Here is a 13,983-nt window from a genome sequence, read left to right on the forward strand (position 1 = left end):
CATAACCACTCTGAACAGAGCCTGTCTGCCATTCACACCGGATCGTTGCGGCGCAACAATTCTTCCGGCAAGTGCTCGATGTACTCGTCTTCGGCAGGCGGCATTTGCAGGTGATAACCCTGTTTTTCGAGGTTATCCAGCACGACGGTGATGTCCTCGCGCGACAGCTTGCGCTCGGGGCTGAGCACCAGATCGAACGCGTGGATGGCCTTGCCGAAGGCTGCCATCAGGGGCTCCGGCACGCGCTCCAGAGCATCGCTCTTGAGCACATACAGGTACATTTCGTTTCTTTTCGAGCTGCGGTAGATGGAGCAAATACGTTTCAAGGCTGTTCTCCGGCGGTGACCAGGCTGTCCAGCAGCGCCTGGCCCATCAATTCGCGGCGCCAGCCACGCAGCGAATCAGGCAATTGGTAGGGACCATTGGGGAAGCCGCTCTTGAGCAGCGCTTCCAGGGTTTTCTTGCGCAGCATCAGTTCCGGCGCAATGTTCAGGCGCTCGGCTTCGGCCTGGCCGATGGCTTTGAGCTGCTTGAGTAACACGGCAGCGTCCACCGGCAGCGGCTCCGGCACGGCTGGCGGCCATTGATCTGGCGACACACTGCCAGAGCGCTTGATCAGATCAAGCAGAAACTCACCATCCTGACGCACGGTACGCGGGTGCATGTCTTCGATTTTCGCCAGGGCGCCGAGATTGTCCGGTTGCGTACGCGCCAGCGGCCACAACGAATGCTCACGGATAATCCGGTTGCGCGGCAGGTCGCGGGCACGGGCTTCCTTTTCGCGCCAGGCACAAAGCTCACGCAATACCGCGAGTTGGGCGCGGGACAGCTTCCAGGCCAGCTTGGCATCACGATAGACCTCGTACGGATCGATCTCGCGGCGCAGGTTGGCCACCAGTTCGGCACCGTCTTCCAGAACCCAGGCGTATTTCTCGTCAGACAGCTTTGGACGCAACTTTACGAAGACTTCAGCCAGGTGCACGGCATCTTCGGCGGCATAGCTGATCTGGGTTTCGGAGAGCGGACGTTGTAGCCAGTCGGAACGGGTTTCACCCTTGGGCAGGTCGATGCCGAGCACTTCCTGCACCAGGCGCGAATAGCCCATGGAGAAACCGAGGTTCAGGTAAGCGGCCGCCAATTGCGTATCGAACAGTGGCGCCGGCAGGCTACCGGTCAGGCGCAGCAGGACTTCGAGGTCTTCGCTGCATGCGTGGACAACCTTGACCACCGCCGGGTTTTCCAGCAATGCGGCCAGAGGCTGCCAGTCGTCGATAGTCAGCGGATCAATCAGGTAGGCACGTTCGCCATCACCGACCTGCAGCAGACCTGCGATCGGGTAGAAGGTGTCGACCCGCATGAATTCGGTATCGAGGGCAACGAATGGCAATTGCTGCCACTCGGCACAAAACCGACCGAGGCTATCGTTGTCGCGAATCCAGTGAATATCGATGGCCACACGGCTCTCCCTTGAAGAATGGCGCGCAGTATATATCGCCCCCGGCGATTTCCGCGCATCCACTGAACAAGAGCGTTAGCGAAAATGACTGCGTGACATGAAGAATAGTCCGACAAGGTCGGTCTAGCGGGTCTTACCCAGCACGTAGACCCGCATCTGTGCACAACCGGGAAAAAAATCCTGATGGCTGAGCAAACGGAATCCCGCCTGCCTGAACTCGCTTTCGACCCCGGCCTTGCTCGGTAACGGCCCCTCCACGCTTGAATGCGCGCCCTTGAAACGTCCGTCGAGACGCACCGCGACAATCACCGTATCGCGACTGACCCGGTAAAACTCGCCCAGCATCGCCAGACGATGCTCCGGGTTGTAAAGGTGTTGAAACAGTTGCATGCAAAAAATGCAATCAACCGCGTTCTCCGACAAACCAATCGAGAAGGCGGAGCTTTGAAAGGTCTTGATCCGCTTCAACAGGCTTTGCGGGTGATGGGTGCGGGCATGATCGAGGATGTCCTGGGACGGGTCCGTCGCGAGGATCACCCGATTGGCATGCTCGGCCAGCACCGACCAGAAACGCCCTACACCACAAGCTACATCAAGGATCAGGCCCGGCTCGCCAGCGACGTTAAGCGCATTACGCACCAGACGCTCCTCACGCCAGAGCAGCAGACGCCCGGTCAGGCCCGGCGCTTGCGGCTGAAGGCAGACGCGCGCGTGTTCCTGGTCGTAGCGTCGGGCAATCTCAAGTTCGATGGTGGATGGGGGCTGAGCGGACATGTGCAATGGCTCTTGATAAACGTTCTACTGGCCGCAGGTCGGCAGCCGCCGCGTGAAACAAAACCGGAGCACTCAATCCTTGGCCAGCACACCGTCGGTCACCGGGCCACGACATCCGGCAAACATGTCCAGATCCTGGTTGTAGACCTTGCTGTTGACCTCCAGCAGTCCAAGCATCGAATGGAACAGGTTGTCCTGGCTCAGGGGCTTTTCACGCCCCTGTTGCAGGCAGTGGGTATCTACCGCAAACGACTTTTTATAGCTGTCGGAGAACCAGGCAAACATGGCTACATGCTTTTGCTGCTCCGGCGCCAGCATGTAAGGCGTGCCGTGGAGGAACAAGTTGTACTCGCCCAGGGATTCACCGTGGTCCGACAGATACAGCATCGCGGTGTCCACTTTGTCCTGATTGCTACGCAGCAGATCGATCAGGGTCGACAGCACATGGTCGGTATAGACCAAGGTATTGTCGTAACCATTGACGATACTTTCGCGACTGCAATTGTTCAGGGCGTTACTCTCGCAAACCGGGGTGAAGCGCTCGAACTCTTTCGGATACCGCTTGAAGTACTCCGGACCGTGGCTACCCATCTGGTGCAATACCAGCACGGTGTCCTTGTCCAGGGTATCGATGAAATGCTGAAGTCCCTGCAGCAGGATTTCGTCGCGGCATTCGCTGTTGGCGCACAGCGCCGGGTCTTTCAGGTTGCTGACGTCCTGAATGGTGACGCGATCGCATGTACCCTTGCAGCCCGACTGGTTGTCACGCCAGATCACGTCGATACCCGCATGCTTGAGCACATCCAGCAGGCCTTCTTCGTTCTTGGCCTTGCTGGCGTTGTAGTCCTTGCGCCCCATGTTGGAGAACATGCAAGGCACCGATACGGCGGTTTCCGTACCGCAGGAGTGCACATCGGTGAAAGCGATCAGGCCATCTTCCCTGCTCAGTTTCGGCGTGGTGTCGCGGCTATAGCCAAGGATGCCGAAGTTCTCTGCCCGGGCACTTTCACCGACGACAAGAACAGTCAGGGATTTGCGCCCGTGAGTTTGCCAGGTGGTATTGCGCTGGGCATCTTCACCGATCTTGACAAACGGTTGTCGCGCAGTCGCTACTTTCTCGCGCAAGAAACCAGCCGAGGCACCAATGTAGTTGCTTGGCACCACCATCAGGCGCAACTCGTGGTGATTGCGAAACAGCGAAGACAGGCCTTGATAGTTAACCAGTGCAACACCACCAATGACGGCCGCCGAAGCAAACGTCACCAGGACTTTACTGAGCAGTTCACGGTGCCAGCGACGATAATTAATCGGTGCCTTCCACAATAGCCATGACGGCAACACACCGAGCAGCACAATATAAACAAACAACTTGAGCGACAGTAAGTCGCGCACTTCCGTAGCATTGGTTTCAGCGAAGTTACGCAACATGCCGGTGTCGATCAGGACACCATACTGGCTCATGAAATACGCCACGCCCGCACTGACCATGAACAGCAGGGTCAGGACCGGCTTGAGCACCGGCCGGAAGGCCAGCAGGGTCAGCACGATGTTGAAGGCCGCGAATATCATCACCCCGAAGGCCACGCGCATGACGATGCCTTTGCCATCGGACGTGGTGATTTCGAACAGGTGCTGCCAGAGTACAAAGTTGAAGCCAACCAACAAAAATGCACTGGCAATCAGTGTCACCCATTCGGGGCGCACGGCTTTAATCTTAAACATGAGGTTCGGCGAGTCCTGAAAAGAAGTGCCTTCGGTAAATGTGAAAATTTCATTTACCGAGACAATTCAAATTTTAGGTAGCCAACCATCAATTTTTTGTGAAAAAGAAGCCAACAATTAGTTGGCTTATAACACCTGTCTGAAACTTCAGACTATTTGAGAACAGTTCAGCTTTGGTTCAGTTTCGGCTCAAGCCTGGTGCAGGTACCAGCGCCAGTCCTGCTCACCGACCTCCCCCATGAATTGGCGATACTCGGCGCGTTTCACCGCCAGGTAGACACCGAGGAACTCGCCGCCGAAGGCTTCCCTGGCCCAACTGGAGCCTTCCAGCGAACGCAATGTGGTCAACCAGTCCGTCGGCAACAGTTTTGCGGCCTGAGCGTAGCCATTGCCCTCCACCGGCGCCCCCGGGTCGAGGTGTTCGCGGATACCGCGATGAATACCGGCCAGAATCGCCGCAGCCGCCAGATAGGGGTTGGCATCCGCGCCACAAATTCGATGCTCGATGTGCCGGGAATACGCCGGCCCGCCCGGTACGCGCAAACTCACGGTGCGATTGTCCACACCCCAAGTGGCTGCCAGCGGCGCATAGCTGTTGGCCTGGAATCGACGGTAGGAGTTGGCGTTGGGGCAGAACAGCAACAGTGAATCGAGCAAGGTACTGAGCATGCCAGCGACAGCCTGCTTGAGCAGGGGCGTTCCATCCGGGGCTTCGCTGGCAAAGAGGTTGTTGCCGTCCTTGTCCGCCAGACTCACGTGCATGTGCATCCCGGTGCCGGCCAAGTCATCGAATGGCTTGGCCATGAAGCATGCTGTCATGCCGTGCTTGTGCGCCACCCCCTTGACCAGGCGCTTGTAGCGCACCGCTTCGTCCATTGCCTGCAACGCGTCGCTGCGGTGTTCAAGGGTGATTTCCACTTGCCCCGGCGCGTATTCGGAAATGGCCGTGCGCGCCGGAATCCCCTGGAGCTTGCAGGCGCTGTAGAGATCGGCGAGGAAGGGTTCGATCTGCTCAAGCTCGCGCAACCCATAGACCTGGGTGCCGCGCGGACGCCCACCATCGACATCCCGTGCCGGTTGCGGCCGGCCATTGCTGTCGCGTTGCTGATCCAGCAGATAGAACTCCAGTTCCGCCGCCATGACCGGGTAATAGCCGTCAGCCTGCAAACCTTCGATGACTTTCGCCAGCAAGTGACGGGGATCGGCAATGGTAGCGGGCATTCCCTCAGTCGGATGCATGCTGACCTGCACGGCCGCGGTCGGTATCAGACGCCATGGCATACGCGTGAGGCTGCCGCTGATCGGGTAGGCCCGGCAGTCGATATCGCCGACATCCCAGACCAGCCCGGAGTTTTCCACGTCATCGCCGTTGATGGTCAGGCCGAGGATGGTGCTCGGCAATGGCCGCCCGCTTTCATACACCGCCAGCAGCTCGTCACGGTGCAGTAGCTTGCCCCGCGGCACACCGTTGTTGTCGAGGATGAACAGCTCGAACATTTCAATATCCGGGTTCTGTTCCAGAAAGGTCAGGGCTTCAAGCCGGGTGGCGAACGAGGTCGTGGCACAACTCATGGGAATTCTCTTTTTCCGTGTCAGACGGGTACGCAAAAGCACCCGCACGTTAATCCCGGCATCGACCGGAACAGGTAAGGACAATCAGCGGAAAAAGCAGGAATCCGGCGGGCGCGCATGGCGGCAATGCCACAGCGCCCAGAAGGCCAGTTCAGAAGGAAGTGCAGAGAGGCTTGGCGCGGTGGCGGGCGTGAATCGACGACCAAGGCTCGACGCTCGAGCGCCGATGGTTGCCTTGAAGTGGATTGCGACTGGCCAACCGTCCATAGAGAGAACCGCAGAAAACAGATGACCCGCAGCGTCACACGATGGGTTCCGTCGTTAAATCAGGATTTGAAGAACCTTGGATGTCGAATGGCTAAACATTCAACGGCGTCCGTATGACCGCACTCTTATTTAATTTCCAAATACATCACCAGACTTTCTGATTTGCGGCCTTCAGGCCTCGCGCGCCTAATCGCAACCTTACCGGTCAAGGTGCGATCATGGAAAACACCCGCGCGACTACCCGCCCTGCCCTCTGGCTGATGTTCAGCATTGTTCTCGTCGCCCTGAACCTGCGTCCCTCCATGGCCGCCGTCGGGCCATTGCTCTCGGCGATTCGCGAGGACATCCCGCTGAGTTTCAGCCTGGCTTCACTGCTGACCCTGTTGCCGGTCATGGCCATGGGACTGGCGATGTTTTTCGGACTGCGTGTCAGCCAGCGCCTCGGTGAACAGCGCACTGTCGTCCTTTCGTTGCTGATCATAGGCGTGGCCACGGTGTCGCGCCTGTTTCTCGATTCGGTAGCCGAATTGATCCTCAGCGCCGTACTGGCAGGTATCGGCATCGCCCTGATCCAGGCCTTGATGCCTGCGCTGATCAAATCCCGCTTCAGCGACCACGTTGCCCTGTGCATGGGGCTCTACGTCACGTCGATCATGGGCGGTGCCGCCCTGGGTGCGTCCTTTGCGCCGCTGGTGATGGCGTCTACCGGCAGCTGGCGTATGGGTCTGGCGATCTGGGCCGTTCTCGCCGTGCTGGCATTGCTCTTCTGGCGCAGCCAAAGCGCGGGGATGCCAACACTGGATTCGAGGGCATCCCGCAAAGGATCGTTCTTCGCCAATTCCCGCGCGTGGTTACTCGCGATCTTCTTTGGCCTGGGCACTGCGTCCTACACCTGCGTTCTGGCCTGGCTGGCGCCGTACTACGTGGAAAAGGGCTGGAGCGAGCAACACGCTGGTTTGCTGCTCGGGTTTCTGACCGCAATGGAAGTGCTGTCGGGCCTGCTGACGCCCTTCATCGCCAATCGCAGCCGCGACCGCCGCGTCGTGCTGATGGTCTTGCTGGCACTGATCATCGCCGGTTTCTGCGGACTGATTCTGAGCCCGCAGCACTTGAGCCTGATGTGGCCATGCCTGCTGGGGCTGGGCATTGGCGGGCTGTTCCCGATGAGCCTGATCGTATCGCTGGATCACCTGGACAATCCATTGCGCGCCGGTGGCCTGACCGCATTCGTGCAAGGCATCGGCTACCTGATCGCCAGCCTGTCGCCGCTGCTGGCGGGGATCATCCGCGACCGGCTCGGCAGCTTTGAATGGGCCTGGTGGTCGCTGACGGCGGTCATGGCGCTGATGATGTTGATGGTTTTTCGCTTCAACCCAAGGCACTACAGCCGCCACATCCACTGACCCGGAGCCCGCCATGAAAACCACCGGTTTCGCCGCCGCTCACGCCAGCATGCTGCTTTGGGCCTTGTTGATCGCCGCATCGTTTTCCGCAGCGGCGCAAGTCAGCCAGGCCATCGATCCGATCCTGCTCACCGGCTTGCGCCTGTTGTTCTGCGCCTTGGTGTTTCTGCCGCTGTTGCTGCGTGAAGGCAATGCCGTCATGACCGCCCGCGGGCTGCTTGGTCACGCGGTGCTCGGCCTGCTGCTGGCGTTGTACTTCGGCTCGCTGTTCGAAGCATTGCGCTACACCTCGGCCGTCAATACCGGGACGATGTTTACGCTGGTGCCGCTGATGACCCTGGCTTTCGAAGCCGTGCTCATACCTGACAGCCGCCTGAAACAACGGATTGTGCCGATGCTGCTCGCCGCTGCCGGTGCGGTGTTACTGATCATGAAAGACACCGGCCCCGGTGAGTTGCCATCGCCGTATGCACTGACCGTGTACGGCATCGGTTGCCTGGCGATGGCACTCTACGCCCCGCTCAGCCAACGCCTGAAAACCAACAGCCTGAAGGGACGCGGGCCGGTGCCCATGACGTTCTGGAACATGCTGTTCGGCGCGCTGTTTCTGCTGGTGTTCTGCGGATTCAGTGGTGGTTGGCGCTCGGCATCATTACTGACGCTCAAGGATTTCTATTGGCTGATGTACCTGGCGGTGTTCGCCACCCTGGCAACGTTCTGGTTGCTGCATCGGGCCATCGGCGTGATCGCGCCATCCTCGGTGATTTCCTACATCTACCTGAGCACGCTGTTCATCACCTTGTTTCACTGGTTTTGGGGCCGCCAGATGCCGCTGCCGCTGGAGCTGGCCGGCGCGCTGCTGGTGGGCATCGGCATGTTCGCGCTGTTGATCTCCAGCCGCCGCGCCGTGTCGGCGATGGTCCAGAGTTGAAGGGCTTCAGGGCGAAACTTCCTGCAAGGCATTTTCCCTGTTCGCTCATTCCGTTAGGATAATTCACCCACCCTGCACATGGTCAGCGCATGGGACGCAGCGAGACGCAACGGATGCTGAACAGTAATTCGCTTAGAAAACTCGACATGCAGGACCTCATGGTGTTCGTCGCCGTGTACGAGCAGAACAGCGTCACCGGCGTATCCGAGACGCTTAGCGTCAGCCAGTCCACCGTGAGTTACTGCCTGAAAAAACTGCGCAACAGCTTCGAGGACGAACTGTTCATCAATACCCGTACCGGCGGCATGCAGCCCACCGGCAAGGCCAGCGCGATGTACCCTCACGCGCTGAAAATCCTGGAAAGCATCAACTTGTGTCACGCGGGCTCACCCGCGTTCGACCCTGGCCTGCAAGCCGTGACCTTCAACCTCTGCGCACCGGAATATTTCGAACAGTTGATCCTGCCGCGCCTGTTGAAAACCTTCGCCCTCGCCGATCTCCCGGTGACGGTCAATGTGCTCAAACTCGAAGCCGACATCCCTGCCGAAGCGTTGCGCGAAGGCAGTCTCGACCTGGTGATGTGTTTCGGCCCGAACTTTCATCGCAGCCACGTCGATTTCAAATCCCGGACGCTGCTCGAAGATGATCTGGTGTGTGTGTTCGACAAACGCGCCACCCCGGCGGAACCACGTTTGAGCCTGCAAACCTATGTCGAACGTCGACACGTGTTCCCGACACCCTGGACGTCCGCCACCAACATGGTCGACGGCTGGCTCGCGCAGCAGGCCAAACAGCGCCAGATCATCGCGCGCGCCAACAGTTACAGCGCAGCGCTGAAGCTGATTACCGGCACCGACTATGCCCTGACCCTGCCCCGGCGCATCCAGCGGCTGCTGGCCAGTACCGACACCTTCAATCACTGTGAAGCGCCCGAGGGATTGCCGGGTTTCACCCTCGACATGCAGTGGAGCCAAAGCGTCGATCAGGACAGCGCCAACACCTGGCTGCGAGCGCAAGTGATACAGGCCTGCGCCGTGCAGGAAACGGCCTGATACTCAGTGGCTGATGGCGGTCTTGCTGTAGGAATCGCGATCGATGTCGAGTATTTCCACGCACAACTGGACTTCAACGCCGCTCGGCCACTCACACAGGTCCTGAACCACCGCCAGCAGGCTTTCGGAGAGTTGTTTCTTGATCTGTGCGGAACGCCCACTCAACAGTGCCAGTTTCACATGCACGAATGCCCGTTCAGCCAGAGCAGTACCGACCTTGAACGTCTCGACCCTGACCGCGCGGCTCTTGATGTCGAATTCGGCAGCAAACTGACCGGAACCCACCAGCGTATTGTTCAACCGCATCAACGCCACATCGGCATTCAGGTCAGTCAGGTTGGCGGTGTATTCCATGTGCAGGTGAGGCATGAGTTGGCTCCTGGAAGGGGATGGAAAGGTCGTACGTATAACATGCCCTGTTCATTCGGGCAGCGGCAAAACGGCACGCTCACTCATGAACGCCTCCAGGCGCGAACGTAACCAGCGCTCGGCAGGGTCGGTATCGACATGACTGAGCCAGACCATGGACAAATCCAGGGTCGGTGTCTTGAACGGAAAGGGCTCCTTGAACAGCGTTCCCGAAGCAGCCATCGCCTCGGCGGTGTAGTCCGGCAGGCTGGCGATCAGGTCCGTCCCGGCGAGCAGTGCCGGCAACGAACTGTATTGCGGTACCGAGAGCACCACCTGGCGCGTGCGGCCGATTTCCGCCAGCCACTCGTCGGCATATCCACTGACGTTGGCGGTATGGGACACCAGCACGTGCGGACGCGCGCAATATTCATCGAGCGTCAGCGGAGTATCGGAAGCATCGGCGCGCAAAATGCTGGGCTGAATGTGCCGCAACAACTTGCGCTTGGCATTGGCCGGCAAACCACGGGTCTGGCTGATACCCACCGTGATATCGCCGGACGCCAGCAAGTCGGGAATCCGCCAGTAGTCGACATGCTGCACCACAAACACTACGTTTGGCGCTTCCTGGCGCAGCGTTCGCAGCAACGGCGGCAACAGACCGAACTCGACATCGTCGGACAACCCGATGCGGAACGTCATCGTGCTGCTGGCCGGGTCAAAATCATGAGTCAGGCTCAAGGCCACGGACAAGGAATCCAGCGCCGGTGACAGGTGCCTGATGATCTCCTCTGCCCGTGCCGTCGGCTCCATGCGATGGCCAACACGGATGAACAGCGGATCATTGAACATCGCACGCAAGCGGTTGAGCGCCGAACTGATGGTCGGCTGACCGAGAAACAGCTTCTCCGCCACCCGGGTGACATTGCGCTCCAGCATCAGCGTTTCGAATACCACCATCAGGTTGATATCCGCCTTGCGAAGTTCGTTGCGATTCATCCAGTGTCCCCGATCCCCAAATCTGCTGACAGTTTAGGTAGCCGGGGCAACTGCCGTCTATCCAACTCAAGTTCAACAGCCTGATGCGGTTACGCCTGATGGATTGAGCAGGAATGCAGACCGTTTCCTGCTCGAAAGAAAGCGGCCTCGGACGAGCAGCCTCACCGCTACAATTCAGATTTCCTTGATCGGGGCCTGATAGTCGGGGCTCCACTAAATCAGCTACGCCGCCGTCATATGCACTCACATTGCAGGGTTCGCGCCCCCCCAAGTCTGCCCGTTAGTCTTTGCTGCTCACTTCTCAAAACCCGAGCCGAAAAACATGAACGTCTTTACCCTTCGCGCGTTAAGCTTGATGTTGATCAGCATGCCCGTCATTGCGCACGCCCATGAACCCGAGACCCTCACCCTGATCACCTATGCCGACGGCACCCGCGGTCTGGGCGGAACACGCGCTCGCAGCTGGCATAGAAGCTGTTGCAATCGATCAGGCCGAACACCGGCGAGCTTTTAGACATGACTGCGCACACTACCGGTGACTACGCCCCAGATCGATAGCTCATCGCCCTTAAGCACATAGCGTGGTGGGTACTTTGAGTTTTCGGACAGTAGGACCACCTCTTTACCTCTAAGGCATAGACGTTTGCATACTGGATCATTATTAAACAGTGCGATAACGATATGGCCGTGAGCCGGCTCAATTGAGCGGTCAACGATGGCTAGGTCGCCCTCATAGATCCCGGCGCCTTGCATGCTCTCACCGGTGAGCGATACCAGATAGACATGCGGCGCACGTATGTTTAGCACTTCATCCAACGAGATTGGCGCCTCCATATGATCTGCTGCCGGCGACGGGAAGCCGGCCGGAACGCGAAACAGGCAAAGCGACAGTTTGGTACCGCCCTCAATCATTGGACCTAGAATTGAGTAACTCTGACGCACGACCTCCAGCACTGTACGAATATACAGTTAACTTTTTGAAAGTCTTCCGGTCAATTTTTGCGGGAAATATCAAACCAGCGGGGTACCCAAGCGTAAGCATCACCAAATCGGATGAGCGCCCCCCTCCACCCCGCGCTTTGAACCCGTGACCTGGAGGCTGTCCGGCAAATGATGCATACCCTTCTCACGAGCAATTCGCACCCACCATTCAGGTCAGCAGAGCTGATTGACCAACGCGGGAGGGCGCGGAAATGACGCAAAAAACCGATTCGAAGCGGTTTTTTTCAAAAAAAATAATTTTTTTTACGAAGAGGGCGGACTTGAAGAATCTAGATACGAGGATGGGATTTTGAAATAAACGCTTTGGATAAAGCTACCGCTAGGGGTCCCAAGAACGTGGGATCGCGTATTGTTCTAATTACGACCAAAGGTTGGTCTTTGAGGCGATTCTGGTCTAAAAAATGAATTTCTGCAAGCTTTTTATTTTATTGGATGCTTGAATCTGGTTTAGAGATATATTCTGCGTAGGCGAATAACGCTACAAGCCCCGGACGGCGTGGGCTGCAGCGCGATCAAGGCATTGCCATATCTACAAAAAAACAAACTAACCTTTATGGATAAATATCTCGCCTTATTTAAAACACTAAAACAACACAAACAAACCAATAACAAATCCGACCACCGAAAATCCTCCTATTTGATATTAAATTCAATAGTACAAGCACAGACACACACAGTGGTTAAAGGCGACCCGACAATATCAAATTAGACTTTATATAAGCCTGCTCAAAAAAAGCAAAAAAAACCAAAACAAAAACCCACCAAACCCTTACAAATCAAGGCCTACAGCCACTTTCAACAGAAACAAAAATACATTAAAAAACGTTTTTTTTAGTGCCCCACTTTTCCCACTACAGGTCCGTGGTCGCGATTGACGAGTTTAAAAGCCCGCTCTAAGATCACTCCCATCGGCCACACAGAACCAAAACGCCACGTCTCATTTGAGATTCCGGCGAGGGCCTCTGTCGGTTTGATGAAATGAAAAAACGAAAGTAAGAAAAAAAAGCAAAAAAAAGCTGAAGGGCGGCAACCCTCCAGCCTCACTGCAAAACCACGGATCGTTAACGCTTAGGCCGATCCGGCACCAAAAATGATGCTGGCTTCACAGATTCTCGCGAATCAAAAGTAGCACAGATCATGGTTGGTGAGCCATGGCACTTGGTCGCGTGCGACTGAGGACCTGGTGACTGAGCATCACGAAGAGGATGCAAAAATGTCCATTAGCCATTTGATGTTGATCTTGGCAATTGAGGTGGTTCGTCTGCTTCAAGACGTACTGCCGCTGTTGCTTGCCTGATAAAAGAAGCCGGGGAAACTCGGCTTTTTTCATTGGAAAGTGATCGTTTTGACATAACCTTGTCACGCGGCCAACGCGATCAGTCCCTGATCACCGTCATCGGTGATACTAACAATTCGTTGAGCATGCGCGGGGTCAAGTTCGGCTCTTGTGGGGCCATGAACCACGCCGCCGGTGGCGGTGGTGGCTGACACCGAACCGTTGTCGACGCCGGTGGTGGCGTCGAGTAGGACTGACAGGCGCAGATAAGCAGTGGCAAGGCGGTCGCGCAGGCGACCTGGATCACGCTGGACATCGCTTAAGGCTCGGTAATGGATTTGCTCGCTGGTCGCCAGACGCTGCTCGAGCGCCAGGCGCTTATCCTCTTCAGCACGCTGTTGCGCGATCGTGGCCTAGGCCAGATGATTGAGGTTTTCGGTGTGTCGCCGGGACTGCTCACTGAGGCGACTACCGTAACGCCAGTCCTGCACCTGCCAGGTAATGGCGGCGGATGTGCCGCTCAAGGCGAGCAGCAACACCACCTTGCCCAGCAGCCGGTAAGGCGTAGGTATCAGGTCGCCGAAACGCATAACACCGCCCTCGCCCGCCCCCAAAGCTACAGCCGATCCTGCAGACCATTGAGACCACCGTTGATCCTGCGGGTGATCGCATTGAATTCGTTTTGATCCGCGAGCGTGTTCAACCCATTCACCGACCAGAACCATGCGGCCGATTCAGCCGCCCACTGCGGCAATTCCAGCAGCTCTGGGGTACACAGCAAGCGCTCGTCGCCGAACAGTGCCAGACTGCAGCGCAGGTAGTTGTCATGGCCGGCCACCTGAATCAGCCCGCGCCCGCGATAACGCTGGTCATCGCCATCCACCGCTGGGGTGTTGCCCAGTTTTGCGACCAGGGCACCGGTGGCTTTGTTGTACGTGGCCACCACCTGGCCGACCTTGGCCTGAGCGGCGTTGACGCCGCGCATGACACGCTGCAGCTTTGCCCCCATCGCCGGACCGACAAAGGGAATCCCTTCCAGGTCCGAGGCCGTGCCGCTGATCTCGCTGATGGCACCGTTGACCGGCCCCATCATGCCGTCGAGGCTCCGCCGACCACTCTATCCCGCTGCAGCCAGATTCTTCAGTCCCGACTGCAGCTGCTCAATGTAGGCCATTGGCCCT

12 protein-coding genes and 1 pseudogene are annotated in these 13,983 nt (G+C 57.7%); 3 read left to right on the top strand and 10 right to left on the bottom strand.

Annotation, left to right across the window (positions count from 1 at the left end; all coding sequences use genetic code 11):
* Positions 1-32 precede the first annotated feature (32 nt).
* From AC3WJW_RS02000 to AC3WJW_RS02020, 5 genes are all read right to left on the bottom strand, one after another.
* Positions 33-326 carry a YcgL domain-containing protein gene (locus tag AC3WJW_RS02000; RefSeq protein ID WP_102698976.1) on the bottom strand — a complete coding sequence of 98 codons (294 nt, stop codon included), beginning with the start codon at positions 324-326 and terminating at the stop codon, positions 33-35.
* Positions 323-1,456 (bottom strand): ribonuclease D, encoded by a 1,134-nt coding sequence (gene rnd, locus AC3WJW_RS02005; protein ID WP_493724940.1) that lies wholly within the window; start codon positions 1,454-1,456, stop codon positions 323-325. The genes AC3WJW_RS02000 and rnd overlap by 4 nt, the downstream gene beginning before the upstream one ends.
* A gap of 123 nt (positions 1,457-1,579) precedes the next feature.
* Positions 1,580-2,230, bottom strand: a complete 651-nt coding sequence (locus AC3WJW_RS02010; RefSeq protein ID WP_493724941.1) for a class I SAM-dependent methyltransferase — start codon at positions 2,228-2,230, stop codon at positions 1,580-1,582.
* A 72-nt stretch (positions 2,231-2,302) separates the two neighbouring features.
* On the bottom strand, positions 2,303-3,952 hold the full coding sequence (locus AC3WJW_RS02015; protein ID WP_493724942.1) for a phosphoethanolamine transferase: 1,650 nt from the start codon (positions 3,950-3,952) through the stop codon (positions 2,303-2,305).
* A 189-nt stretch (positions 3,953-4,141) separates the two neighbouring features.
* Positions 4,142-5,524 carry a glutamine synthetase family protein gene (locus tag AC3WJW_RS02020; RefSeq protein WP_493724943.1) on the bottom strand — a complete coding sequence of 461 codons (1,383 nt, stop codon included), beginning with the start codon at positions 5,522-5,524 and terminating at the stop codon, positions 4,142-4,144.
* Positions 5,525-6,009: 485 nt separating this feature from the next.
* Here AC3WJW_RS02020 and AC3WJW_RS02025 point away from each other — a divergent pair, with 485 nt between their 5' ends.
* From AC3WJW_RS02025 to AC3WJW_RS02035, 3 genes are all read left to right on the top strand, one after another.
* Positions 6,010-7,194, top strand: a complete 1,185-nt coding sequence (locus AC3WJW_RS02025) for a cyanate transporter (protein WP_493724944.1) — start codon at positions 6,010-6,012, stop codon at positions 7,192-7,194.
* Positions 7,195-7,207: 13 nt separating this feature from the next.
* Positions 7,208-8,125 carry a DMT family transporter gene (locus AC3WJW_RS02030; RefSeq protein ID WP_493724945.1) on the top strand — a complete coding sequence of 306 codons (918 nt, stop codon included), beginning with the start codon at positions 7,208-7,210 and terminating at the stop codon, positions 8,123-8,125.
* A 113-nt stretch (positions 8,126-8,238) separates the two neighbouring features.
* Entirely contained in the window at positions 8,239-9,177 is a 939-nt protein-coding gene (locus AC3WJW_RS02035) for a LysR family transcriptional regulator (RefSeq protein ID WP_493724946.1), read from the top strand.
* A gap of 3 nt (positions 9,178-9,180) precedes the next feature.
* On the opposite strand, the gene AC3WJW_RS02040 is transcribed toward AC3WJW_RS02035, so the two are convergent.
* From AC3WJW_RS02040 to AC3WJW_RS02060, 5 genes and pseudogenes are all read right to left on the bottom strand, one after another.
* Positions 9,181-9,546, bottom strand: a complete 366-nt coding sequence (locus tag AC3WJW_RS02040) for a 5-carboxymethyl-2-hydroxymuconate Delta-isomerase (protein WP_007979758.1) — start codon at positions 9,544-9,546, stop codon at positions 9,181-9,183.
* A gap of 51 nt (positions 9,547-9,597) precedes the next feature.
* Positions 9,598-10,524, bottom strand: a complete 927-nt coding sequence (locus AC3WJW_RS02045; protein WP_493724947.1) for a LysR family transcriptional regulator — start codon at positions 10,522-10,524, stop codon at positions 9,598-9,600.
* A 510-nt stretch (positions 10,525-11,034) separates the two neighbouring features.
* Positions 11,035-11,436, bottom strand: coding sequence for a LexA family protein (locus AC3WJW_RS02050; protein WP_493725141.1), 402 nt, complete (start codon positions 11,434-11,436; stop codon positions 11,035-11,037).
* Between the two features lie 1,449 nt (positions 11,437-12,885).
* Positions 12,886-13,392 (bottom strand): annotated as a pseudogene (locus AC3WJW_RS02055) (lysis protein).
* A 26-nt stretch (positions 13,393-13,418) separates the two neighbouring features.
* On the bottom strand, positions 13,419-13,895 hold the full coding sequence (locus tag AC3WJW_RS02060; RefSeq protein ID WP_493724948.1) for a glycoside hydrolase family 19 protein: 477 nt from the start codon (positions 13,893-13,895) through the stop codon (positions 13,419-13,421).
* Positions 13,896-13,983 lie beyond the last annotated feature (88 nt).

The organism is Pseudomonas sp. GW821-FHT07G06 (assembly GCF_058986625.1).

What these genes read in the sequence shown, in the direction of transcription:
- AC3WJW_RS02010 (WP_493724941.1), bottom strand. Translation starts at nt 2,230, where the DNA reads ATGTCCGCTCAGCCCCCATCCACCATCGAACTTGAGATTGCCCGACGC.
- AC3WJW_RS02015 (WP_493724942.1), bottom strand. Translation starts at nt 3,952, where the DNA reads ATGTTTAAGATTAAAGCCGTGCGCCCCGAATGGGTGACACTGATTGCC.
- AC3WJW_RS02020 (WP_493724943.1), bottom strand. Translation starts at nt 5,524, where the DNA reads ATGAGTTGTGCCACGACCTCGTTCGCCACCCGGCTTGAAGCCCTGACC.
- AC3WJW_RS02025 (WP_493724944.1), top strand. Translation starts at nt 6,010, where the DNA reads ATGGAAAACACCCGCGCGACTACCCGCCCTGCCCTCTGGCTGATGTTC.
- AC3WJW_RS02030 (WP_493724945.1), top strand. Translation starts at nt 7,208, where the DNA reads ATGAAAACCACCGGTTTCGCCGCCGCTCACGCCAGCATGCTGCTTTGG.
- AC3WJW_RS02035 (WP_493724946.1), top strand. Translation starts at nt 8,239, where the DNA reads ATGCTGAACAGTAATTCGCTTAGAAAACTCGACATGCAGGACCTCATG.
- AC3WJW_RS02040 (WP_007979758.1), bottom strand. Translation starts at nt 9,546, where the DNA reads ATGCCTCACCTGCACATGGAATACACCGCCAACCTGACTGACCTGAAT.
- AC3WJW_RS02045 (WP_493724947.1), bottom strand. Translation starts at nt 10,524, where the DNA reads ATGAATCGCAACGAACTTCGCAAGGCGGATATCAACCTGATGGTGGTA.
- AC3WJW_RS02050 (WP_493725141.1), bottom strand. Translation starts at nt 11,436, where the DNA reads ATGATTGAGGGCGGTACCAAACTGTCGCTTTGCCTGTTTCGCGTTCCG.
- AC3WJW_RS02060 (WP_493724948.1), bottom strand. Translation starts at nt 13,895, where the DNA reads ATGATGGGGCCGGTCAACGGTGCCATCAGCGAGATCAGCGGCACGGCC.